The organism is Enterococcus sp. AZ194, assembly GCF_051713825.1.
Taxonomy (GTDB): Bacteria; Bacillota; Bacilli; order Lactobacillales; family Enterococcaceae; genus Enterococcus_K.
In genome coordinates, this window is record NZ_JBIOQR010000001.1 from 2,617,821 (window position 1) to 2,641,563 (window position 23,743).

Here is a 23,743-nt window from a genome sequence, read left to right on the forward strand (position 1 = left end):
GCATCTTTTTGGCAAAAGAAAAAGGTTACCACAGGAAGTAAATCATCCTACAGTAACCGTGTAATTGTTTAGCGAGAAGAAAGATAAGCTAATGCGAATAACAAAGCTATCCAAAGCACACCCATCACAGCAGTGGCTCTTTGCATAACGGCCTCAAAACCGCGTGCTTTTTGTTTCCCAAATAATTGATCTGCTCCGCCAGTAAAGGCACTAGCAGCACTATTTTGTTTACTTGGCTGCATCATAATAGCAATTACTAATAAAACAGACAAGACGATTACAGCGCCTAAAATAAGATTATACAAGTTCACGTAATAAAACCTCCTTTTTCACGAAAATTCATCTATTTTAATGTATCACAGAATGACTCAGATATCTAGTGGAATTTTCTAAAAATAAACAATGAAGCGTAGGAAATAAATAATTTCAGGCACTTCATTGTCTGTTATTTTTATTTTTTTGCTAAAAATGACCGTTTATTTTCTTAAAACATCGTCATATTCAGGTTTTTGATTAAATTCTTTTTTGGCAAATGGACATAATGGTACAATTTTTTTGTGTTCACGGCGAGCTTTCTCAACGCCTGCTAAAACAAGTTTCTCTGCTAGTTTTTGTCCACGATAAGCTGGTTCAACAAAGGTATGGTCAATAATCATGATTTTTTCACCTGCATCAGACCAGGTCATCTCCCCTATTTTTTTTGACGCATCGTTGAATAGGACAAAACGATTCTTTTCTTCTTTTATTTCCATGATTAGATGCCATCCTTTCTCACATATTTCAAAGCACCACTTGGGCAAGTCGAAATAATTTGAGTGTGTTCTGTAGGTGCTGCATGATCGGCTATAATCCATGGACGCCGCCCCACTTCATAAACGTCTGAATTACCAGCCACACACTTCCCTGCATGAATACAAACCTCTTTGTTATAAAAAATATCAATTTCTTTTCCAGTATACTTCCGATAACCATTCGCAACTAAAGCTTCTTCGGTTGCGGTCTGATTACCTAACTTGCTTCCATCCATTTTTAATACGCCCCTTTTTTATAAATGTTAACTAATTCTAGCAAGTAATTGTTAAAACCACAACTATTTGCACACGGCGAGCTGATCATTTGAATGGATGGTTAGATGTGTCGCGGCATCTGTAGAAGGAAACGAGAAAAGGGAGGACACCTTCTCCAGAGGCTGCTGAAAAACACTCACAAAAAAACAGTGGAATTCTTCAAAAAAAAAGAATTTCACTGTTTTTTGTGTATTTTCATAATAATAAAGGGAATCTACCCTCTATTTCCCCGTATTTTCCTTTTCTAACTTGATAATTCGTTTCATATTAGCTAAAAACAGCGTACTCGCCCCTTGGATGGTCATCCCTAATAGACCACAGCTTTGTGCGGTTCCATAATTGTATCGACCTTTCAACTCCGCATTCTTAGCCTCTATTTTATACCGCTCTTTATAAAGCTCTTTAAATTCTTCGGTTTCCATATAATCCATATGAGCGATATGTGTATCTGACTTTATTTTTACTGAGAAAGTTTTTGTTTTCGCTCCATCAGTATAACAACCCTCGCGAAACGGACATCTTTTGCATTTTTCCACGTCAAAGAAATAGGCCTCTACACGCGAGTCTACTCCCTTTTTATCGCATTTACTTCCTGACTTTCTCTTTTTAATTGCCATGTGTCCTGCTAGGCAAACATACATTTCTGCATCTTTATTGTACGCGAATTTATCCTTGTTTTTTCCATTCCCATGAGTGACTGACTTACTTAACTTCGATACTAGTTTCATTCCGTTTGCTTTTGCGTAATTCAAATTATCCGTCTCTGAATACGCACCATCTCCAATAATTGCCTTGACTTCAATCCCTGCATGTTGGCTTTTTTCGACGAGTGTCTTCATTTCTTTGCCGTCAGGTTTTTCGCCACTGGTAATCGTCGCGGCTGTAACGATTCGTTCAGGAGTTAAAGCAAGGTGTGTTTTGTAGCCAAAAAAAGCGGTGTCCGCCGTCTTATGCCCAACTTTTGCCTCTTGATCTTTAGAAAATTCAAACGCTCCCTCTGTTTCTTCGATGCCTTCTTTTAAGTAATTCATTCGCTCCATCACGGCTGTGCAGTTATCAAAACCACCCTCTGTTTCAATCACTTTTATCACTTCATTTGCATAGTGGAGGGTGTCTTCAAGGATCCCCGTATGTTCCTTTTTCTTTGGCATTTTTTCTTTCATTTGAGGGGCAACAGCATACACGGCTTTTCTTACTTCTTTCGCTCGTTTGATAATTTCTTCTCTTGGCGAAACGTGTTGGAACATGGCATTCGAGTGGGTAGAATCTTGAATTAATTTATTTTCCACTTCAATTACGCCTTTGTCCAAGGCGATTTCGACAGTTTTTGTGAGAAGTAAGTCCAATAGATTCGTATTTTTCAAGCGTAGGTGACGGAACTTAGAAAGTAAGCTAGGAGCCATAAATTCAGTTTCTTCTGGTTCATATTCTAGGAAGTATTTCATTTGCATATCCGTACGTAAACGAGCAATCAAATCGCGGTCTGATAGCTTATACGAGGTTTTTAATAAGATTAGTTTAAAGAGGAGAATGGGGCATTCAGCTGGCCGACCAGCTGTTTCTGAATAATTTTGTTTTACTTCAGCATAAATAAAAGAAAAATCAACCGTTTCATTGATTTGTCTCCAAAAATTATCCTTTTCAATCAAAATATCATATAAACCTGAATACATGCCTACTTCTAAGCTCGTTTGACGTCCCTTATCTAGCATTTAAAGCACTCCTTCCACTTCTTCTATTATACCAATAAATGGCTATACAATGGGTTTTTTATACAAAAAAAAAGAAAAATAGACGTTTTCTCAACCACTATTTTTCTTTATTTTTGTAAAATTGTCAGAGACTTTTTCAGCAGCCCCCCTTCTCCACTCTTAATTTTTCGTCTATTTTTAAAGAATTAGTTGTTTCTCTATGCTAAAATTAATGGACGAAAGGTGGCGATTTTTATATGGTGGAAGAACTTTTAGTGCTGGCTATTTTAGCCGAAGAAAAATTAGTCAAACAAGTGCGCTTTCAGACGAGGCTAGATACTTATTTCATAAACAATCCCGAAAATAGCCTTCTATTGGAGCTAGAGTCCCTCTCTCAGGATACATGCAGCGTATTCATAAAATCATCTACAAACGGCAGGAGGCGCTAAATGGGGCATTATTTGGTCAATACTTATTCGAGAAGCTCAAAAAAATTTATTTTTCTGATGAGTTGCAAATTGATGAATTTGGCCGGAAGATGTATAGCATCTGGAATACCTATCTGCCAGATTGTTTAGCTAAAGAAGAACCTTTTTGGACCTTAAGTTATGCAGATGACTGTTTATCTTATGGGGACGAGAAACAAACCAGAGAATTATATGAAAAAGCATTCGACTTCTACCAAAAATAGAAGCAGAATGCTCACTTTTTTTTCACCGTTATCGAACTCCAGCCATCATAGACACCGTTATGTTTTTCGCTAAGCGTTTCGACCTCTTGAATTACTTGAGCGATAGTATCAAAAAGTAAACAATCGGACCGTGTGATGATTGCCCGCCAATTATTTTCCTGATGATTATATCCTGACAGCGTATTTGTGAAGCCATGTTGATACATAACGCGCATAAAACACGTATAATCCACTCTATTTTGAAAAGTCAGGTAATGTTCAATGGGTCTTTTTTGGCTGAGGTCATCGCCATAGGACTCTTGTCGGCTTAGTTTTTCTTTCAACGATAAACGCAGGGTTTCTTCTCGGATATATTGATTCATAATCCCTCTTTTCAATAACTCAGCTACCAATTTATCACATTCTCAAGTGGAAAACTTATTAGGTCATAGTCATCAGACAAAAAGTCTTCATGTGCAATCATCAGTGTACCATCATATTTGTAGTATAAATAATAAATCTGTTCACGATATGTACCATCTATCATAGGTACATTCATGCTTATTTTCGTTTTAATCCTTATGTTGAATACTTCATTTACTCTAAACTCCATAATTTTGTATTCCATTTCATGATCATCGACAATGATTTCATACTCTGCAGAATCCCCTTTCGGATCATGGTAGGTATTTTCGCTAAACCCACTTCTCGGTTGATTCTTGATTCCTGATGACTGACCCTCATACCATGAACGGCCATTTAACAGGTCCTTAGTAATCTTAGGGTACTTTTCTTCTGTGGTGTTTTCTACAGTTTCTGATTTCTCAGAATCGGCTGTTTCTTGTCTTATCATACTTGAAGAAGATCCCTCTATTTTCTGCGAAGTATTGGAAGTGTTTGCAGTAGGTGAAATGCGATTATTTGGTTTATGAAACCAGTTCATCCCAATTATAACCAGTAATAAAACGATAATTATCAGCAATAAGCCCGTAATCAAAATCTGTATTTTTGCCCTAGACTGCCTGTGCCGGCTACGTCTTTTTTCATTCACTTAAAGCCCTCCCTATTGGCATTATAAATTATGGATACTCCAAAACTACTATGTGACTGCAATCGATTCTCCTCAAAAATTCGACTCAAACTCATTTCATATTTTTCGTCCATATTTTTGTTTTGAATATGTTATCACTTATCTTAGTCACTCGATTCCTATTTATTATAACAAATGTTTGACTAAAAAATAGGGAAATAAAAACGCCAACTATTATTTTGAAGCGTAAAAGGATAACCCGATAAACTGGCTATTATTTATAGTTGTACACGAGGCTGAATTTCTTAAGGTGCTTTACAAATTTGGCATAAACTTAAATAAAAAAAGACCCTCCCGTAGAAGAGTCTTTTTGAGTCTGATCAACTTTTGTTCTGGGTAGAACAAAATCGTATTCAAACGAATTATTTATTTTTAAGGTTGTAGAAAGATTTCAAACCTTTGTATTGAGCAACGTCACCTAATTGGTCTTCAATACGTAATAATTGGTTGTATTTTGCAATACGGTCAGTACGTGATAGAGAACCAGTTTTGATTTGACCAGCATTTGTTGCAACAGCGATATCAGAAATTGTAGAATCTTCTGTTTCACCAGAACGGTGAGAAACAACTGCAGTGTAGCCAGCTTCTTTCGCCATTTCGATTGCTTCAAATGTTTCAGTTAATGTACCGATTTGGTTAACTTTGATTAGGATTGAGTTAGCAATTCCTTTTTCGATACCTTCAGCTAATTTAGTTGTGTTTGTTACGAATAAATCGTCACCAACTAATTGAACTTTATCGCCTAAAACTTCAGTCAATTTCTTGAATCCGTCCCAGTCGTTTTCATCTAAACCATCTTCAATAGAGATGATTGGGTATTTAGCAACTAATTCTTCGTAGAATGCGATCATTTCTTCAGTTGTTTTTTCGCCTTCGCCAGAATCAGCTAATACGTAAACACCTTTTTCTTTATCGTAGAATTCAGAAGAAGCAGCATCCATAGCAAGAACAACGTCTTTACCAGGTACATAGCCAGCTTTTTCGATTGCTTCGATGATTACTTCAAAACCTTCTTCGTTAGAGCCTAAGTTTGGAGCGAATCCACCTTCGTCACCAACTGAAGTAGCTAAACCTTTAGATTTCAAGATAGCTGCTAATGCGTGGAACACTTCTGCACCCATGCGTAGAGCTTCTTTGAATGTAGGAGCTCCTACAGGCATAATCATGAATTCTTGGAAGTCAATACTGTTATCAGCATGTGAACCACCGTTGATGATGTTCATCATTGGAGTTGGTAATACTTTTGTATTAAATCCGCCTAAGTAGTGGTATAAAGGTAATTCAAGGAAGTCTGCTGCTGCACGAGCTGCTGCAATAGAAACACCAAGAATAGCGTTCGCACCTAATTTACCTTTGTTAGGAGTGCCATCTAATTCGATCATTGCTTTATCGATGCCCATTTGGTCAGTAACGTCGTAACCAATGATAGCTTCTGCAATAATGTTATTAACGTTATCTACAGCTTTAGTAACACCTTTACCTAAGTAACGGCTTTTGTCTCCATCACGTAATTCAACAGCTTCATATTCACCAGTTGAAGCTCCTGAAGGAACCATTCCGCGACCAAAAGCACCGCTTTCAGTGTATACTTCTACTTCGATTGTTGGGTTACCGCGTGAGTCTAAGACTTCGCGAGCGTAAACATCAGTAATAATTGACATGTTTTGTCTCTCCTTTGAGTTTGTATTTATCCTAAGGGATTTCTCCCCTTATGAACAATTTTAGTTAATTTTAAACCAGAGTGCAAATGTTTCTTGCTTATTTTCATAAGTTTTTCAAAAAGAAACTATTTTACAGCATCTAATAAAGCTAAGAATGAGTCAGCTTCTAAGCTAGCTCCGCCGACTAAAGCACCATCAACGTTTTCTTTTGCCATGTATTCAGCAATGTTTTCTGGTTTTACAGAACCACCGTATTGGATACGAACAGCTTCTGAAACTTCTTTTCCGTATAATTTTTCAACAGTTGAACGAACAACGCCACAGATTTCATCAGCAATTGTTGCATCTGCAGATTTACCAGTTCCGATTGCCCAGATTGGTTCATAAGCGATAACCATTGAAGAAACTTGACCGTCAGATAAATCAACCAATCCGTTAGTGATTTGACTTTCAATCCATTCAGCTGTTTTCCCTGCTTCATAAGTTTCTAAAGATTCACCACAACAGAAGATTGGAATCATGCCGTTTGCAAAAATAGCTTTTGCTTTTTTGTTAATATCTGCATCTGTTTCATGGAAATATTCACGACGTTCAGAGTGACCAATAATTACATAGTCAACACCCAAGTCAGAAAGAGCTGCTGGAGAAACCTCTCCAGTGAATGCTCCTGAGTTTTCCCAGTAGCAGTTTTGAGCTGAAATTTTTAATTCAGTTCCTTTTGCAGATTCAACTAATTCTTGTAAAAATAATGCTGGAGATCCAATTACTGAATCTACTTTATCATTTCCAGGAATTTTAGTTTTTACTGCTTCAGCAAAGGCTTTTGCTTCAGAAGCAGTTTTATTCATTTTCCAGTTACCAGCGATAATTGGTTTACGCATGAATGATTCACTCCTCATAGTTGAAGAGTCTATGGTCGAAAACTTACGACCACAGCCTCTCATAATTATTTATCGTTAATTGCAGCCAAACCAGGTAATTCTTTACCTTCTAGTAATTCTAAACTTGCACCGCCACCCGTTGAGATGTGTGTGAATTTAGAAGCAAAACCTAATTGTTCTGCAGCAGCAGCAGAATCGCCACCACCAATAATTGTTGTTGCACCTTCAAGATTAGCAATTGCTTCACAAACGCCAATTGTTCCGCGTGCAAAGTTACTCATTTCGAATACGCCCATTGGACCATTCCAAACAACTGTTTTTGCACCTTTTAATGTTTCAGCAAATAAAGCAATTGTTTCAGGTCCAATATCTAAGCCCATTTGACCTGCTGGAACATCGCCAACGTGCACTTCAGTAGGAACATCATTAGAGAATTCAGCAGCCGTAATTGAGTCTACAGGTAAAATCAGTTTATCGCCTGCTTTTTCAATTAATGATTTTGCTAATTCTACTTTATCTGCTTCCACTAGAGAATTTCCGATTTCCATTCCTTTAGCTTTGTAGAATGTATAAGTCATTCCACCACCGATAAGGATTTTATCAGCTTTTGGAATTAGGTTTTCGATAACACCGATTTTATCAGAAACTTTTGCGCCACCTAAGATAGCGATCATCGGACGTTTTGGTTCTTCAACTGCTTCACCGATAAATTTAATTTCTTTTTCCATTAAGAAGCCAGCAACTGTTGGGATACCAGTAGAAGCAATACCCACGTTTGAAGCATGTGCACGGTGAGCTGTACCGAATGCATCATTCACAAACACGTCGCCTAATGAAGCCCAGTATTTACCTAGGTCAGCATCATTTTTGCTTTCTTTTTTGCCATCAACATCTTCAAAACGAGTGTTTTCAAACACAACAACATCGCCATCGTTCATAGTATTGATTGCTTCTTCTAATTTTGCACCACGTGTTTCAGGAACAAAAGTTACTTCTTTACCTAATAACTCGCCTAAACGTTTAGCTACTGGAGCTAAAGATTTACCAGCTTTGTCTTCTTCTGTTTTCACACGACCTAAGTGTGAAAATAGAATCGCTTTACCACCTTGTTCCAACACATAGTTGATTGTAGGTAAAGCTGCTTTAATACGTGTATCATCAGTAATTACGCCATCTTTTAACGGCACGTTAAAGTCAACACGGACAAGTACTTTTTTATCTTTTAATTCGATATCTTTTACAGTCTTTTTAGCCATGAAAGGATTGCCTCCAATGTAAATTTTTTGTCAAAAAAAGCGGAGAAGCGCGTCGCTTCCCCGCTTTTAGATTGTACAGTGTTTATCTTTTACACTTATCAGTCGAATAAATCTTAAAGATTTGCGAAGTATTCTAAAGTACGAACTAATTGTGCAGTGTAAGACATTTCGTTGTCATACCAAGCAACAGTTTTCACTAATTGTTTGTCGCCAACTGTCATTACTTTTGTTTGAGTAGCATCGAATAATGAACCGAAAGTCATACCTACGATATCAGAAGATACGATTTGATCTTCGTTGTATCCGTAAGATTCGTTAGCAGCTTTAGCCATAACTTCGTTTACTTCTTCAACAGTTACATTTTTGTCAAGAACTGTTACTAATTCAGTTAATGAACCAGTTGCAACAGGAACACGTTGAGCAGCTCCGTCTAATTTACCATTTAATTCAGGGATAACTAGACCGATTGCTTTAGCAGCACCAGTTGTGTTAGGAACGATGTTTTCTGCAGCAGCACGTGCACGACGGAAGTCTCCACCAGGGTGAGGTCCATCAAGAGTCATTTGGTCACCTGTGTAAGCGTGGATTGTAGTCATAAGACCTTCAACAACACCAAAGTTATCTTGCAAAGCTTTAGCCATAGGAGCTAAACAGTTAGTCGTACATGAAGCACCAGAGATAACTGTTTCTTTACCTGTTAAAATGTCATGGTTAGTGTTATAAACGATTGTTGGAACGTCATTTCCACCAGGAGCAGAGATAACTACACGTTTAGCACCAGCTTTTAAGTGCAATTCAGCTTTTTCTTTAGAAGTGAAGAAACCAGTACATTCTAATACGATGTCTACTCCTAATTCGCCCCAAGGTAATTCTTCAGGGTTGCGGTTAGCAAGAACTTTAACTTCTTTACCATTTACGTTGAATGAACCTTCGTGAACTTCAACAGTCCCGTTGAAACGTCCTTGAGTTGTATCATATTTTAACAAGTGTGCTAACATTTTAGCATCTGTTAAGTCATTGATTGCAACTACTTCGATTCCTGCTACATCTTGGATACGACGGAATGCTAAGCGTCCGATACGTCCAAATCCATTAATACCTACTTTAACTGTCATTTAAGATTTCCTCCTTATGAAAATCAAAAAAATATTTATTTTAAAGGGTTACCCCTTTTAAAATCACTTTTGCTGCGGCTTCATCTGTAATCAGCCACGTTTGTTCAGGTGCATTTTTCATATAGGCGTTAATTGCTTTTGCTTTTGAATGTCCTCCCGCAATCGCAATGACGACTGGAATATCCTGGATGTCTTTTAATTCTAAGCCAATCCGAGGTACTTTATACACGACTTTTCCCATTTCATCAAAGAAATATCCAAAAGATTCAGCGACTGCGTTTTTTTGCTTTAACATCAGCAATTCTTCCTCAGCCATCTTTCGGCGAGCCGCCATGTGTAAGGCTCTTCCAATACTATGAATAACACAATTTGCTTGACTAATCAAGTCTAAGACCTCGTGAATTGAGGGCTCTTGCATCAGAGAATTATAGGTTGCTAGGCTCAACTGCTCAGGTACATATAACGTTCGATAGCTTCCCTTGGCTTTTGTTGCCATCATTGCACTAATCGAATTGGCTTGAACAGTCACGGCCTCCCCGATTCCTCCTCTTGCAGGAACGAAAAGATTATGTCGTTTTTCTGTCTCCAAATTTGTTAAATGTTCAGCGACAGTTGCCATGGTTGTTCCGCCCATGACGGCGATGGTGTTTTGCGTTTCTGGAAGCAACAACATCAGTGCTTCGTTCAAAGCTTCCCCAAACTCATCCACAACTTTTACTTGTTCGTCACTGTTACCAGCTACGACCACGCATCGCTTAATACCGAAATACTCAGCTAGTTGTTTCTCAATTTGGTTCACACCAAGTAACTGATTCATAATCTTCTCTAAGTCTTGGTAAATGCTCTCTCCTTTATTGGTGAGGGTCATCCCGCTTTTTGAAGTACCAATCAATTGTAGATTTTTTAGCATGTCTGTTTCTGTACGAAGAACACGTTCAGTCATTCCCATACTTTCTGCCAAACTACGTCTGCCTATCGGTTGCATCCAATAGATGTTTCGCAAAATTTGGAATCTTTCTTGAAGTACATCCATTACATCTGGAGCAATCGCTTCGATCATTTTCAATTCATTAATCATAGAAAACTCCTTGGTTGGACATTTTTTGTCCAAGATAGACTTAAAACGACCCATATACGCTAAAAAAAAGTGGAACGTCTTTTTATAAACTGTTTATAAAAAAGAAACATCATTCCCTTACGAAATTAAGTGTAGCAGTTTTCCATTTTTTTTTCAAGAAAAAAAGCCGAGAAATCGATAAAGATTTCTCGGCGCATGAAAATCACTGGTCATATCGCTTTCTTTTGGACGAACTGGCAATGCCTAGTTGATCTCTATATTTGGCGACTGTTCTTCTTGAGATGTCAATCGATTGTTCCTTTAATAAGTCAACGAGCTTCTGATCAGAGAGCGGTTTTGCTTTGTTTTCTTCATCAACTAATGCTTGAATACTTCGTTTGACACTATCAGCGGATAACTCTTCTCCATCCTCTGACTGATTGGTTCCCACCTTATTTGTAAAGAATTTCTTTAATTCGAAAACGCCAAAGCTAGTTTCTAAATATTTTCCATTTACTGAACGACTGACGGTTGATTCGTGAACACCAATCGCTTCAGAAATTTCTTTTAAGGTTAGCGCATTAATGGGACGACTTGAATCAAGAAAGAATTCTTGTTGTCGCTCAACAACGGCTTTTGCGACGTTTAAAATCGTATCTCCTCGCTGCAATAATGTTTTTTGTAACCATTCAAACTCTTGTTGTTTCTCTTTTAAATACTTATTGACCTCTTTGTCATTCTCTTGTTTCATACGATCGAAGTATTTTTGTTGAAAGTGAATTTCCGGTTGCCCTTTTTTATTGGAGGTAACCAGAATCTGTTCATCTTCTATTCGGACTTTCACATCAGGAATGATATAAAGCTCAGAAGTGTTGCCAAAAATTGCCCCTGGGGTTGGTGTTAAGGTTTGAACATAATCAAAGATTCTTTGAACCCCTTGTAAGGTGATATCAAACTGTTTGGTAATAACTTCCCATTTTCTTTGAGCAAGTTCTGTAAAGCGTTCTTCCAATACGATGTATGCAAGTTCTGGGGCGTGGTCATCTCGCTCCGTTTGTAACATCAAACATTCTTGAAGATTTCGTGCACCTACTCCGGCTGGATCTAACTGTTGGATCAGGGTCAGTGCATCCAAAATTTGAATATTTGTTGCTCCTGTGTGTAGGGCGGCCTCCTCTAAAGAGAGGGTCAAAAAACCATTTAAATCAATAAACTCAATCATGTATAAGACTAAGGTTCTCAGATAAGTCTCGCGATAGTTTAAGTGCACCTGTTCAAGTAAATATTCAAAAAGAGAGATATGAGTATCTGGGATTTGGTTTAAGTAATTTGATTTTTCATCTGAATCGTAGCTTCTGCTGTTGGTTGTTGATGAATAATCCGTTTTATATATAGGCTCAACAAAATCAATTAACGGATTTTCTAAGGATTTTGACTCAACAAATTCCACCAACTCTTCTGTGTTAAACTGAAGAATTTGAATGGATTGTTGCAGCTGCTGTGTCATCGCTAATTTTTGTGTTTGTCGTTGTTGTTGAGAAAAACTTTGTTCAAATTTCATTTTTTGCTCCTTCCTCTTGTATTTTTCAGCTAAATCAGCTAAACTAATACTCGTGTCTGCGTCCTTAGTGTAGTGGATATCACCTGAGATTCCGGTTCTCAAGACGGGGGTTCGATTCCCTCAGGACGCGTTCTTATCATCAATTTTCTTAAAACTTCTCAAATAATTGAGGAGTTTTTTTATTTAATCTAGTATTTTTATACAAGAAATGAAATTTTTTTTTGCTTATGTAATAATAAATGATTCCCTAGTTATAGTAACATATGTTTACGAATTTTTTGCATGAATCGAAGGATATAATTTTGAAACACTTGTGAACAACTGTTCAATCTTATGACAAAAAGCGTTGATTAAAAGCTTTAACTAGTTTTCATTCTCTACAGAAGAAGATTCGTTTTTATTTTATTTCTATAATAATGAGTGCATTAAAAAAATCCTTGAGTAGTTGTCGGAAAATACAACTACTCAAGGATTTAGTTCATTTCTATTTCAAAGCTTCCCATTTCCAGCTGACAACTTCTGGAATATCGACTCCATTTGCACGGATATAGTCATGATGGAAAGAAAGAGTGGCATCCATTTTTTGCGCAAAATCATTTGCTTTTGTGCCAAGAGTAGCAACTGCTGCATCTTTGGCGATATGGAAACGATCCATCTCAGAGAAAACACGCATATCAAAAGGTGTTGTAATGTCACCATTTTCACGATAGCCATGAATAGATAGGTTATGATTATGACGTTTGAAGAAAATATCACGAACCAATCCTTCGTAGCCATGAAAAGCAAAAACGATAGGTTTATCTGCTGTGAAGTAAGCATCAAATTCTTCGTCTGTTAACCCACGAGGATCTTGATCAGGGTGGCGAAGCTTCAATAAATCAACAATGTTAATGAAACGAATCTTCAATTCTGGATATTGTTGATTTAAGATTGATACAGCTGCTAGAGCTTCTAAGTTTGGTTCAGTACCTGCAGCAGCAATCACTAAATCAGGTTCTTCATTTCCACTTGTAGAGGCCCAGTCGATAATCTTCAAGCCGTCTTTAACTAAGACTGCAGCTTCATCCGCTGAATAAAATTGAGGACGTGGCTGTTTAGAAGAGACGATTAAATTAATTTTCTCTTCTGAACCCAAGGCTTTTTCCATAACGGCCATCAAAGAGTTGGCATCTGCTGGTAAATATTCACGAATGAATTCGGGCTTTTTCTCAGCAAGGTGTGTTAACAAACCTGGATCTTGGTGCGTGTAACCATTATGGTCTTGTTGGAACACGGTTGACGTCGCAATTAGGTTCAATGAAGGATACTGTTTGCGCCATTTATGATCTGCCGCTTTACGTAACCATTTGAAATGTTGCGTAATCATTGAGTCTACCACACGTAAGAAAGCTTCATAAGAGGCAAAGAAACCATGACGTCCAGTTAGGACATACCCTTCTAAGAATCCTTCACATTGGTGTTCAGACAATTGAGAATCAATCACGCGTCCTACAGGGGCAATCCATTCATCGTACTCTGGCTTTTGAGATTCCATCCATTGTCGATTGGTTACTTTGAAAAGATCGGCCATTCGATTTGATTTGGTTTCGTCTGGTCCAAAAATTCGGAAATTATCTGGGTTTTCGACGATTAAATCTTTGGCAAACTTCGCAAATTCCGTCATATCTTGGGCTTCAATTGCTCCTGGTGTAGAAGTATCTACTGCATATTGTTTCCAGTCGGTAATTGTCAATGGTTTTGGATCAATTCCGCCATTTGTGACCGGATTCGTTGACATACGACGGTCACCTTTTGGAGAAATCGCCCGCACTTCTTCTTTGATGGTTCCATTCTCGTCAAATAGTTCTTCTGGACGATAAGATTTTAACCAGTCAACTAGAGAATCAATATGATCCATATGATGTGCATCCACAGGAATTGGTACTTGGTGTGCACGGAAGCCGCCTTCGATTGGTTCCCCATTCCAAGCTTTCGGACCTGTCCAACCTTTAGGCGTACGGCAAATGATGACCGGCCATGCAGGCATCGTTGCGTCCTCTGCTCTACCTGAACGAGCTTTCGTTTGGATTGCTTTGATTTGTTCAATAGCCGTATCCATTGTTTTGGCCATCTCTGGGTGAACTTTTTCTGGATCCGTTCCACCAACAAAAATAGGTGCCCAACCAAGACCTTCAAAGTATTTTTTTAAATCAGCATCTGATTTACGTTCTAAGATGGTTGGGTTAGAGATTTTCCCACCATTTAAGTAAAGAATCGGTAGAACTGCGCCATCATTTACTGGATTGATAAATGAATTAGAGAACCAACCAGCCGCTAAAGGTCCTGTTTCAGCTTCTCCATCACCAACGACTGCTGCCGCAATTACATCAGGATTATCTAAAATAGCGCCCGTCGCGTGAGAAAGCGTATAACCTAATTCTCCCCCTTCATGAATTGAACCAGGTGTTTCTGGTGCAGCATGAGAGGCAATTCCTCCAGGGAAAGAGAATATTTTGCAAAGTTTTTTGAAGCCTTCTTCGTCTTGTGTGATTTCGGGATAAATTTCAGTATAACTTCCGTCCACATAAGAGTTTGAAACCATCACTTGGCCACCATGACCAGGTCCTTCTAAATATAACATGTTCAAATCATATTTATTAATCACACGATTTAAGTGAGCATAGATAAAGTTTTGACCGGCAATTGTGCCCCAGTGACCAATTGGATGAATTTTTACATCCTCTTCTTGAATCTCTCGCTTTAATAAAGGATTATCTTTCAAATACATTTGTGCCACAGAAATGTAGTTACATGCTCGCCACCAAGCATCAACCTTTGTAAGATAGTCTTTGGAATCGAAATTTGTTGTCATAAAGTGAAACTCCTCTTTAAAAGTTTTTTTTACCTAAAGTATATTGCTAATTATATCGCTGTATTTTCGGATGTCAATCTTAATTTGAGTATAAATTACTGAAATGAAGATAGAACCAAAAGTTTGTGCAATTTATTGACTAAAAAAAACGAGTGATTCCAAGTATTCAATAAAACACAAAGATCATTTTTCACAGGGGAAAATTTTTTAAAAGAAATTTCAATAAAACAGAGGTTGGGACATAACTCAAAAAGTTATGCCCATGCTCCTATTTCCCGAATAAACGGTGGGCACAGAAGCAACTCCATCTTCACGTTGTTCCGCTCTCAACAACTTCTACGCATGGGACATGCTAGAGTTGAAGGTTCGGAAATAAGCTGAAATTCACAAAAATTTGAAGAGCACCACGTAGGAATCAATCAACATCGAAAGAAAGTCTTTCGTGTTTCTTGTCATTTTCGTGGATTCCCTCTTATTGCTGTAAAACACAACGAAGCATGAGTTGATGTAGAACAGTACCTACCCGGTTCTCGGAGTTAAACACTTCTGTCCCAACCTCACTACTTTTATTTTGGTATTCTCTAAACCAATTTTTCGAAAAAAAAAATAGACCAATTGGCCTATTTTTCTTCTTCTTCTTCTTCGAACTCATCATCAAACTCTTCATCTTCATCGTCGTCATCAATGATGGTCAAATCTTCTTCAATGCTTCCAGGAAGTTCTTCTTCATCATCAGAATCTGCACCGATTTCTTTCAAGTCTGTGTTGTATGCTGAGATTTCTTCTTCATCGTCATCATCATCTTCAAACAAGTCATCGTCATCTTCATCAACTAAGTCTGCATCTTCTGGATCATCATCATTATAGTCAATTGCATCTTCATCACCAGTGATAAAGGCATTTACTTTCTTACGTTTGCGACGTTTAGGTGTATCTTCGTCTTCATCTTCAAGTCCGTGGTTCACTTCTTCATCAATTGAATCAAATGCGTACCATGAACGTAAGCCCCAGCGGTTATCTCCTAGAGAAATGAAGCTTCCATCAATATTCAAGTCTGTGTAAAATTGTGCTAATGAGTCACGAATTTCACTATCTGTTTTTCCTAAGTAAGTTTGGATTTGGTTAGCCAAATCAGAAAAATCCATTACATCCTCATGTTGTTCTAAAATTGCATGAGCGACTTCAATCATAGATAATTCATTTTTGTTGGCCTCTTTAAATACGTTAATTTCCAAGCAGGACACGCCCTTTCACAGTCTATTCTTTATCATACAAAATCATAAGCAAAAAAGCAATTCATTCTTGCAAATTTTATGCAGTAAACGCAAGATTTAAGTGATATTCGCCAATTTTATCCTCTGCCATAAACAAATCATAATCAATCACGATTTTTCCTGATACAGGTCGATCCTTCAAACTAAAACGTAAATTACGTGTAAACGTATGAATCGTCAACATCCCATAAGGCGTTCTGTAATTTGTTTCCAAACGTTCTTGGTACCCAAATTTTAGACGCATGCGCATTTCTCCCGCTCGTATCAGTTGGATGCGGCCGTCAGGACTAACTTTGATTGTAACCGGGACCTCTTCGCCTGTCTCTTCTTGAATCTCTTTGTAACGAATATATAAGGTATCAGCCATTTTCACGACCTGCCCCGTTAAATCAAAATAGAAATCTTGAACTTCGCCGTTTTGAATCACTTTGGTTGTTAATTGAATGGAAATCGGCATTCCTTGTGTTAAATCCATGCTAAATTCTCCTTTATAGTTACAATTACTATGTATTTCTTAAGTAAGAAGCAAAAACTCCTACTTATATTCTTCATAGTTTTACCTTTTTTGTCAAATAAAGTCAATCTGTTTGTTTCGCAAGTCTCGACGTTTGTTCATCTCGGTTTTGAAATGAGCATAAACTTATCTTTTCGTATATAATGATGAGTGTAATTGAATAGATGAGAAGCGCCCGTTACAGGAGACTATTCTTTCTTATTAAGGAGTATTTTATGACAAGTCAAACGTATATAATCGATCAACCTATTTATGAAAACAGACAATCCCTTCAGCCGTTTGCGTTAACGGATGTGTTAATTGAAGTTGCTGGCATAAAGCACACTCAGTTCCTTCATTTTTGGCAATTAAAACAGACGATGATTTTAGGCATGAAAGATACTCGCGTGCCCCATCTAGCGGCTGGTATAAAAACGTTGCAAAAAGACAACTATCAGCCACTGGTTCGAAATTCTGGGGGACTGGGTGTGATTTCCGATGCTGGCGTGCTGAATGTTTCGTTAATTCTACCGATAAGTGTTAATGGGCAGAAAACAAGCATTGATGAGGGGTATGAAGCCATGCTTACTTTGGTAAGAAGCGCCTTTTCTAGCGATGCGATTGAGGCTTATGAGATTACTGATTCTTATTGTCCAGGAACCTATGATTTAAGTATTGGTGGGAAAAAATTTGCCGGCATCGCACAAAGACGTGTCAAAAACGGACTAGCTATTATGATGTATCTGAGTATTGAAGGCGATCAGCTAGCTCGAGGGAGCGTCGTTCAGCGCTTTTATCAGGCTAGCTTAAACGAACAATTTGGTTTAGACGGCTATCCACCAGTCAATCCAGAAAGTATGGCGAATTTGCCGGATCTATTGCGGCAAAAATTAACGGTTCAACAAGTTAAAGAACAGTTAGTCGTAGCTTTTGAGAAACTTTATGGAAAGGCGTTCGCCACTGAGTCCCCTCGTTTTCTTGAAGAAATCAATCAGCAAGAAAGTTTTTCAAGGTATCTATCGAACATGGTCAAACGAAATGAATTAATAAAGGAGCTGCTTGAATGATCCCCTACAAACAACAAACATTACCGATTGAGAAAGTTTTTCGTGATCCCGTCCACAACTATATTCATGTTCAACATCAAGTCATTCTTGATTTGATTAACTCAAAGGAGGTCCAACGCTTACGTCGAATTAAGCAGTTAGGAACCTCCTCATTTACCTTTCATGGTGCAGAACATAGCCGCTTTTCACATTCATTAGGTGTATACGAGATTACGCGGCGGATTTGTGATATCTTTGAACGAAATTACTCTATTGAGCGAATTGGTATAGGTGGCTGGAATGATGATGAGCGGTTAGTTGCATTGTGTGCAGCACTCTTACATGATGTCGGACATGGTCCCTACTCGCATACCTTTGAGCATATTTTTCATACCAATCACGAGGCGATTACAGTGGAGATTATCACCTCGAAAGAAACGGAAGTCTACCAAATTTTGAACCAAGTTGAGGCAGATTTTCCTGAAAAGGTCGCTAGTGTTATCACTAAAACATATCCAAACCCTCAAGTTGTTCAAATGATTTCTAGTCAAATTGATGCCGATCGAATGGATTATTTATTGCGAGATGCCTACTATACAGGAACGGAATACGGCACGTTTGATTTAACGCGAATTTTACGCGTCATTCGTCCTTATGAGGGTGGGATTGCCTTTGCGATGAACGGCATGCATGCGGTGGAAGATTATATTGTCAGTCGTTATCAAATGTATGTTCAAGTCTATTTTCATCCAGTATCACGAGGGATGGAGGTCGTTTTGGAGCATCTCTTGAATCGTGCGCATGAATTATATCAAGAGGATTCAGAAATATTTGAAATGAGGGCTCAGCTCCTTCTACCATTTTTAAAGGATTCATTTACATTAGATGAATATTTAAAATTAGACGATGGCGTTTTAGGAACCTACTTTACATTGTGGACAGAAGAAAGTGACGCCGTTTTGAGCGACTTAGCAAAACGCTTTTTGAACAGAAAACCATTAAAATCAGTGACATTTTCAGGTGAGAAGGATCAGCAAATTATTGAGAAGCTTCAAGGCTTAGTCGAAAAAGTTGGCTACAATCCTGTTTATTATACGGCCATTCATTCCAGTTATGACCTGCCATATGACTTTTACCGACCTGAACAAGGAAGTCATCGAACACAGATCGAAATTGTTAGAAAAGATGGAACCTTGATTGAGTTATCTCAAGTAAGTCAGTTGGTTTCAGCGTTAGCTGGACAGCAGCAAGGCGACGAACGCTTCTATTTCCCAAAAGAAATGCTTGACCCGACTCTTCAAGACCACTATGATTTATTTGAGGAAACGTATCAAGAATTTTCAAAATATATTCGTAATGGTGCTTTAATTAGCCCTGAATCTTAGGAGGATACAAAAGAGAATGACAATTAAATTAGTAGCAATTGATATTGACGGAACATTATTAAACAACAATCATGAGGTAACACCTGAAGTGAAGGAAGCGTTAAAAGCGGCAGAAAGTCAAGGGGTAGCTATTGTTTTGTGTACAGGGCGTCCACTTCCTGGCGTGCAGCCTTTGTTAAATGAACTAGAGTTATTAAAGGAAAATGATTACGTGATTACCTATAATGGTTCTCTTGTTCAAAATACACAAACGGGTGAGGTAATTTCTCGTTATGGCTTAACGAGTGATGATTTCGTTACGGTAGAAGAAACAGCGCGAAAAGTCGGCAGCCATCTTCATATCATCGATGAGGAGTCAATCTATACGCCGAACCGAGATATCAGCCCTTATACGGTCCATGAATCGTATCTAGTAGGGATGCCAATCAAATATCGAACAGTTGAAGAAATTACTGCTCAGGTGCAGCCAGTCAAAATGATGATGATTGATGAACCCGAGATTCTGGATGCGGCGATAGCTAAGTTAACAGATGAGTTTAAAGAGCAATATACAACTGTTAAAAGTGCAGCGTTCTATTATGAAATTCTGAATAAAGAAGCGAGTAAAGGAGCGGCTGTTGCTAAACTAGCAGCCCACTTAGGAATTAAACAAGAAGAAATTATGGCTATTGGAGATAATGAAAATGATTTATCGATGATCGAATATGCCGGCATGGGTGTAGCAATGGGCAACGCGACGCCTTCAGTAAAACAAGCAGCGAACGTTCAAACAACTTCTAACGAGGAACACGGCGTAGCAGAAGTGATTAAGGAATACATACTGACTAAGTAGTCCTTTATAAGAATAAACGGTGGATACAGAAGCAACTCCGAGAAATAAGCTGAAATTCACAAAAATTTGAAGAGCACCACGTAGGAATCAATCAACATCGAAAGAAAGGCTTTCGTGTTTCTTGTCATTTTCGTGGATTCCCTCTTATTGCTGTAAAACACAACGAAGTATGAGTTGATGTTGCACAGTACCTACTCGGTGCTGTAAAACACAACGAAGTATGAGTTGATGTTGCACAGTACCTACCCGGTTCTCGGAGTTAAACACTTCTGTCCCAACCTCGAGACAGAAGAAATTGTTTTTGTCCCAACCATTTATCAGTTTGGAAGGTTTTATTTTAGTCGTTACGCTAAAGCTGTCCTTAGCGAATTAGTTTTGTTTTAACCACTCTTTAACGGCCCACTTGTGGCTGCCGCGTTTTAATTGCTCTATGGCTTCTGTCGGTTTCAGCCAGACCAATTGATTTGTCGTTTCTGTGGGCTCTCCTAGTTGAGTCCAAGATTTGGCACAGTAAAAGTAGCCTGGATTAAAAAAATAGGTGTCGCGATGTCTTGAATAAAAATATTCGTGGGCTTCGCCAATATAATAATCAATCTCAACACTAACCCCTAGTTCTTCAATCATCTCACGAGCAATCGCTTCTTCTTTTGTTTCGTTGTTTTCGATTTCTCCACCTGGTAAAAAATAAGCCCCATTTGGCGCTTGAACAAGAACCATCTCCTGTCCAGCCTTTCTACTAACAATAATATAGGCTGCATAGCGTGCCTGATAATCTTTTTCTTTAACCTTTTCCCCAAAAATCGGCTTATCCATTTATTATCCTCCAACTTATCCTTTTCTACATTTTACAGGAGTGAATAATTAGAAACAAGCGCGAAAATCATCAAAACTTAATTTCTTTTTCGAACTATGCTATGATTAGACTATCAGTTAAGAAAGGATGATTTATCTATGAAAATGGCACATACCTGTGTACGTGTAAAAGATCTTGAAGCATCACTTGAATTTTATCAAACAGCATTTGGTTTTGAAGAAAGCCGCCGCCGTGATTTTCCAGAAAACAAATTTACTCTAGCATACCTTACTTTACCAGGAGATGACTACGAGTTGGAATTAACTTACAACTATGACCATGCTGCCTATGATTTGGGTGATGGTTATGGACATATTGCTATCGCTGTTCCTGATTTGGAAGCAATACATCAGAGTCAAAAAGAAGCAGGCTATACAGTAACTGACTTAAAAGGACTTCCAGGAACTGCGCCATCTTATTATTTTATTGTAGATCCTGATGGCTACAAAATTGAAGTTATCCGCGAAAAATAAGAGGCTGGGACATAACTCCATAACTTCATACGTTATGTCCTAGCCTCTCTTTATCCGAATAAACGGTGGGTACAGAAGGGACTCCATCTTCACTCCGCCCCATCAATTCTAAAGGTGTTCCACCTTTAGAACTGATGGACTGCGTTCCGCTCTCAACAACTTCTACGCATGGGACATGCTAGAGTTGAAGGTCTGCACTCCGTAAAACCACTTCGATCTCATCAATCTCTAAAGATGAAACACCTTAAGAATTGAAGGACGTTGTTCCGCTCTCAACAACTTCTACGCATGAGACATGCTAGAGTTGAAGGTTCTTATTGCTGTAAAACACAACGAAGTATGAGTTGATGTTGCACAGTACCTACTCGGTGCTGTAAAACACAACGAAGTATGAGTTGATGTTGCACAGTATCTACCCGGTTCTCGGAGTTAAACACTCCTGTCCCAACCTCTTCTTACCCAATCATGACACTTTCTTCTGGGTATTTATAATTGATTTCTTGTCTTTGTGCGGAAGTAATTAATGAAAAGACAACAGTTAGCACACCAACACGGCCGATATACATCAAAGAGATAATCAAAAGTTTACCGAACATTGATAATTCCGGTGTTAGACCCATTGTAAGTCCGACTGTCCCGAAGGCCGAGAAAACTTCAAAAGCGATGTATTCGATCCCAAATCCTTTTGGAATGGTCTCTGTAACAGACAAAATCATAATCGTCACCACACATAAAGTCAAAGTTAAGAAAAAGAGAGTCAGTGCTCGCGTAACTGCGGCCGAGCGAATCGTCCGTTCTCGAAACTCAGCTCGAGGACGCCCTTTAAACATAGAGTGCATTTGAATAACTAAGACCCCAAACGTCGTGGTTTTTAGCCCCCCTGCTGTTGAGCCAGAAGTTCCGCCAATATACATCAAAAACATCGTCAGGATCAAACCAGCATGGCTCATTTGGGCATAATCAATCGAAAAATACCCTGCCGTTCTTGGTGTCACACTCATAAAAAAGGTATTGGCCAAACGTTCCAAAAAGGAAGCATCTGGCGCCAAACCTTTCGCATTTTGTTCAGTAAAGAAGAAGACAATCGTACCACCGATTAAAAGCGTCGCAGTTACAACTAAGGCAATTTGCGTGTGTAGGGAGAAGCGTTTCTTTTTTTTATAAGTTAATAAATCACGCCAAACGAGGAAACCTAGCCCCCCTGAAATAATCAAAGCAGACACCACTAAAATTACATAAGGATTGGATTGATAGCCTGCTAAGCTATCTCCTAACAAGTCAAAGCCCGCGTTACAAAAGCTTGAAACTGAGTGAAAAATACTGTACCAAAGCCCCTTGAGCCAGCCAAATTTGGGCACAAATGTTACAGACAACGCAAGTGCACCAATCAATTGAATAGCCCCTGCCAGCTTTAAGATATAGAGCATTAAGTTCATTACACCCGACATTTCATCTAAGTTTAAGGCCTCTCTTAACACAATCCGCGTACTCAAACTAACTTTCTTTTTTGCCAAAGTAAAAAAGAGAATCGGCATCATCATAAAACCTAATCCACCGATTTCAATCAGAAACAGAATCAGAAATTGGCCAAACTCATTCCAATGTTCTGCCGTATTAAGTGTGGTCAACCCGGTGACACAAACAGCTGAGGTGGCAGTAAACAACGCATCAATAAAAGGTGTAAAGGTTTGACTCCTACTAAAATAAGGCAAGCTTAGTAAACCACCACCTAAAGTAATTAAAACAAAAAAACCTAAAGCGAGTAGTTGAACGGCTGTCATTTGTTTGGTGCGAAGCCGCTTTTTCTTCTTCATTCTTTCTGACTCCTTTTTAAAAGACGCCCACTAAGATTGTGGAGCGCCCATATTTTTAACTTTAATTAAACGTGTGACTTCAGCCCGCTCATTTTCTTCCAGTTTCATCTGAATCGCATAGATGGTTTCTTCTAGTTGAGGAATCGTCATATACTCTAACGCATTCACGCGGCGACGGGTTTTCTCAATCTCGCCTGAAAGAAGTTGGCAGGTTTTCTCAATCTCTGTTAACTCTAGTAACTTAGATAAATTCTCAGTAAAACGATCAATTGCTTGATCCAATTGCTGATTTGAATTCAGATAGCCATAATCTAACGGCGCTTCTCCAAGTTTTTCATCATAACTGAAGCTCATCGAAGGAACCTTTACACTCATAATATTTTTTTCTACTATGTCTAGTGTAATCTTTTCTGCCGGTAATACAAACATTTCCTCTATAAACCGTTCATCGATTGAGGCATTAGCAAAAATGAAGCCCTTCATCGACTGTTGCAGCTCTTCTTCGACTTCTTTTCTTAAGACATTATTTTTTCGAATCAATAAAATAAATTGTCGCATTAACTCATCTTGTTTATCTTTTAACAGCTTGTAACCACGACTGGCGGTAGCTAGCTGTTTTTTCAAACGAGTTAATTCCATCCGGGTAGGATTTACATTCAATTGTACGATTTTA

The 23,743-nt window shown here is 38.4% G+C and carries 23 protein-coding genes and 1 tRNA gene; 6 read left to right on the forward strand and 18 right to left on the reverse strand.

The window, feature by feature from the left end:
• Positions 1 to 68: 68 nt before the first annotated feature.
• The 4 genes from secG to IGI37_RS12310 form a co-directional block, all read right to left on the reverse strand.
• Entirely contained in the window at positions 69 to 305 is a 237-nt protein-coding gene (gene secG / locus IGI37_RS12295; RefSeq protein ID WP_438763648.1) for a preprotein translocase subunit SecG, read from the reverse strand.
• A 171-nt stretch (positions 306 to 476) separates the two neighbouring features.
• Positions 477 to 752: a GNAT family N-acetyltransferase gene (locus IGI37_RS12300; RefSeq protein WP_438762272.1), complete on the reverse strand. Its 276-nt coding sequence runs from the start codon at positions 750 to 752 to the stop codon at positions 477 to 479.
• Between the two features lie 2 nt (positions 753 to 754).
• A complete protein-coding gene (locus IGI37_RS12305) occupies positions 755 to 1,027 on the reverse strand; it encodes a (4Fe-4S)-binding protein (RefSeq protein ID WP_438762273.1) in 273 nt (90 codons plus the stop codon).
• A gap of 261 nt (positions 1,028 to 1,288) precedes the next feature.
• Positions 1,289 to 2,779 carry an IS1182 family transposase gene (locus IGI37_RS12310; protein ID WP_438759380.1) on the reverse strand — a complete coding sequence of 497 codons (1,491 nt, stop codon included), beginning with the start codon at positions 2,777 to 2,779 and terminating at the stop codon, positions 1,289 to 1,291.
• 382 nt (positions 2,780 to 3,161) lie between these two features.
• Between IGI37_RS12310 and IGI37_RS12315 the strand changes: the two genes are divergently transcribed.
• Positions 3,162 to 3,449: a hypothetical protein gene (locus IGI37_RS12315; protein WP_438762274.1), complete on the forward strand. Its 288-nt coding sequence runs from the start codon at positions 3,162 to 3,164 to the stop codon at positions 3,447 to 3,449.
• An 11-nt stretch (positions 3,450 to 3,460) separates the two neighbouring features.
• On the opposite strand, the gene IGI37_RS12320 is transcribed toward IGI37_RS12315, so the two are convergent.
• The 8 genes from IGI37_RS12320 to rpoN form a co-directional block, all read right to left on the reverse strand.
• Positions 3,461 to 3,811, reverse strand: coding sequence for a ribonuclease E inhibitor RraB (locus tag IGI37_RS12320; RefSeq protein ID WP_438762275.1), 351 nt, complete (start codon positions 3,809 to 3,811; stop codon positions 3,461 to 3,463).
• 23 nt (positions 3,812 to 3,834) lie between these two features.
• A complete protein-coding gene (locus IGI37_RS12325) occupies positions 3,835 to 4,479 on the reverse strand; it encodes a hypothetical protein (RefSeq protein ID WP_438762276.1) in 645 nt (214 codons plus the stop codon).
• 401 nt (positions 4,480 to 4,880) lie between these two features.
• On the reverse strand, positions 4,881 to 6,179 hold the full coding sequence (gene eno, locus IGI37_RS12330; protein ID WP_438762277.1) for a phosphopyruvate hydratase: 1,299 nt from the start codon (positions 6,177 to 6,179) through the stop codon (positions 4,881 to 4,883).
• A 125-nt stretch (positions 6,180 to 6,304) separates the two neighbouring features.
• On the reverse strand, positions 6,305 to 7,060 hold the full coding sequence (tpiA, locus tag IGI37_RS12335; RefSeq protein ID WP_438762278.1) for a triose-phosphate isomerase: 756 nt from the start codon (positions 7,058 to 7,060) through the stop codon (positions 6,305 to 6,307).
• A gap of 65 nt (positions 7,061 to 7,125) precedes the next feature.
• A complete protein-coding gene (locus IGI37_RS12340) occupies positions 7,126 to 8,316 on the reverse strand; it encodes a phosphoglycerate kinase (protein WP_438762279.1) in 1,191 nt (396 codons plus the stop codon).
• A 113-nt stretch (positions 8,317 to 8,429) separates the two neighbouring features.
• A complete protein-coding gene (gene gap, locus IGI37_RS12345) occupies positions 8,430 to 9,431 on the reverse strand; it encodes a type I glyceraldehyde-3-phosphate dehydrogenase (RefSeq protein WP_086329496.1) in 1,002 nt (333 codons plus the stop codon).
• Between the two features lie 40 nt (positions 9,432 to 9,471).
• Positions 9,472 to 10,509, reverse strand: coding sequence for a sugar-binding transcriptional regulator (locus IGI37_RS12350; protein ID WP_438762280.1), 1,038 nt, complete (start codon positions 10,507 to 10,509; stop codon positions 9,472 to 9,474).
• 202 nt (positions 10,510 to 10,711) lie between these two features.
• A complete protein-coding gene (gene rpoN / locus IGI37_RS12355; RefSeq protein ID WP_438762281.1) occupies positions 10,712 to 12,049 on the reverse strand; it encodes an RNA polymerase factor sigma-54 in 1,338 nt (445 codons plus the stop codon).
• 58 nt (positions 12,050 to 12,107) lie between these two features.
• Here rpoN and IGI37_RS12360 point away from each other — a divergent pair.
• Positions 12,108 to 12,179: transfer RNA gene (locus IGI37_RS12360), tRNA-Arg, on the forward strand.
• Positions 12,180 to 12,533: 354 nt separating this feature from the next.
• On the opposite strand, the gene IGI37_RS12365 is transcribed toward IGI37_RS12360, so the two are convergent.
• From IGI37_RS12365 to IGI37_RS12375, 3 genes are all read right to left on the reverse strand, one after another.
• Positions 12,534 to 14,900: a phosphoketolase family protein gene (locus IGI37_RS12365; protein WP_438762282.1), complete on the reverse strand. Its 2,367-nt coding sequence runs from the start codon at positions 14,898 to 14,900 to the stop codon at positions 12,534 to 12,536.
• 620 nt (positions 14,901 to 15,520) lie between these two features.
• On the reverse strand, positions 15,521 to 16,135 hold the full coding sequence (rpoE, locus tag IGI37_RS12370; protein ID WP_438762283.1) for a DNA-directed RNA polymerase subunit delta: 615 nt from the start codon (positions 16,133 to 16,135) through the stop codon (positions 15,521 to 15,523).
• Positions 16,136 to 16,211: 76 nt separating this feature from the next.
• Positions 16,212 to 16,649: a DUF1934 domain-containing protein gene (locus IGI37_RS12375; protein ID WP_438762284.1), complete on the reverse strand. Its 438-nt coding sequence runs from the start codon at positions 16,647 to 16,649 to the stop codon at positions 16,212 to 16,214.
• A 254-nt stretch (positions 16,650 to 16,903) separates the two neighbouring features.
• On the opposite strand from IGI37_RS12375, the gene IGI37_RS12380 reads away from it, so the two are divergent.
• From IGI37_RS12380 to yidA, 3 genes are read left to right on the forward strand one after another with little or no spacing between them, the layout of a single operon-like run.
• On the forward strand, positions 16,904 to 17,734 hold the full coding sequence (locus IGI37_RS12380; RefSeq protein WP_438762285.1) for a lipoate--protein ligase family protein: 831 nt from the start codon (positions 16,904 to 16,906) through the stop codon (positions 17,732 to 17,734).
• Positions 17,731 to 19,098, forward strand: a complete 1,368-nt coding sequence (locus tag IGI37_RS12385) for an HD domain-containing protein (RefSeq protein WP_438762286.1) — start codon at positions 17,731 to 17,733, stop codon at positions 19,096 to 19,098. The genes IGI37_RS12380 and IGI37_RS12385 overlap by 4 nt, the downstream gene beginning before the upstream one ends.
• Positions 19,099 to 19,114: 16 nt before the next feature.
• Positions 19,115 to 19,930, forward strand: a complete 816-nt coding sequence (gene yidA / locus IGI37_RS12390) for a sugar-phosphatase (RefSeq protein WP_438762287.1) — start codon at positions 19,115 to 19,117, stop codon at positions 19,928 to 19,930.
• Positions 19,931 to 20,299: 369 nt separating this feature from the next.
• Here yidA and IGI37_RS12395 read toward each other — a convergent pair whose 3' ends face one another.
• Positions 20,300 to 20,743 carry an NUDIX hydrolase gene (locus IGI37_RS12395; RefSeq protein ID WP_438762288.1) on the reverse strand — a complete coding sequence of 148 codons (444 nt, stop codon included), beginning with the start codon at positions 20,741 to 20,743 and terminating at the stop codon, positions 20,300 to 20,302.
• A 138-nt stretch (positions 20,744 to 20,881) separates the two neighbouring features.
• Here IGI37_RS12395 and gloA point away from each other — a divergent pair, with 138 nt between their 5' ends.
• Positions 20,882 to 21,256 (forward strand): lactoylglutathione lyase, encoded by a 375-nt coding sequence (gene gloA, locus IGI37_RS12400; protein ID WP_438762289.1) that lies wholly within the window; start codon positions 20,882 to 20,884, stop codon positions 21,254 to 21,256.
• Between the two features lie 455 nt (positions 21,257 to 21,711).
• Here gloA and IGI37_RS12405 read toward each other — a convergent pair whose 3' ends face one another.
• Both IGI37_RS12405 and IGI37_RS12410 read right to left on the reverse strand, forming a co-directional pair.
• Positions 21,712 to 23,070 (reverse strand): TrkH family potassium uptake protein, encoded by a 1,359-nt coding sequence (locus IGI37_RS12405; protein ID WP_438762290.1) that lies wholly within the window; start codon positions 23,068 to 23,070, stop codon positions 21,712 to 21,714.
• A 30-nt stretch (positions 23,071 to 23,100) separates the two neighbouring features.
• Entirely contained in the window at positions 23,101 to 23,739 is a 639-nt protein-coding gene (locus tag IGI37_RS12410) for a V-type ATP synthase subunit D (protein ID WP_438763649.1), read from the reverse strand.
• Between the last annotated feature and the right edge of the window lie 4 nt (positions 23,740 to 23,743).